The organism is Photobacterium sp. GB-210, from assembly GCF_003026075.1.
GTDB lineage: Bacteria > Pseudomonadota > Gammaproteobacteria > Enterobacterales > Vibrionaceae > Photobacterium.
Genome location: NZ_PYNU01000075.1, coordinates 1 through 531, shown reverse-complemented (window position 1 = coordinate 531; position 531 = coordinate 1). Strand labels below are relative to the sequence as shown.

Here is a 531-nt window from a genome sequence, read left to right as displayed (position 1 = left end):
ATGGAAGGCGTAAAACTTGTTACCAAACGACATTTGATTTTGGCTTCCTACCAAATGGACAAGTGAAAGTGTGGCTAGAAGGGTGTGGCAAGTATACGTACGTTACTGAGCTGTCACCAACGAGCACCCCCGAAACGGACTATAACGGAAATTCATCAACTGCCTACAAGCATGATTATGAAGACGAGTTAAATATTAGAGCTAAAAATGCTAACGCAACCTTAACGCCTATCCCTTGGGACAAGGTAAATAAGGTTTATACATCAAAGGGCTATATTGTAGATCAGCTTCATTAATATTGACTTATCGCCTCACAAAAACCTGTGAGGCGCTCAATGAAAGAGCTAGATTCAGCATTCATTACACAAGGACAGTAAATGAAAAAGATCATATCAACCGGAGTACTCTGCCTATTACTGGCTGGTTGTAGCATGATAAATAGAGAACGCGTACCTGATGAAGTTCCTGATTGGACTGTGGCTTATGCTATGCCATCATTTTACCCTGTCAGAGTCACTAAAGCATATGGTA

The 531-nt window shown here is 41.1% G+C and carries 1 protein-coding gene; it reads left to right on the top strand.

The window, feature by feature from the left end; translation table 11 throughout:
- Nucleotides 1-296, top strand: a 296-nt coding sequence (locus C9J38_RS21705; RefSeq protein ID WP_146144086.1) for a DUF2931 family protein, incomplete at its 5' end; no start/stop codon positions are given.
- Between the last annotated feature and the right edge of the window lie 235 nt (nt 297-531).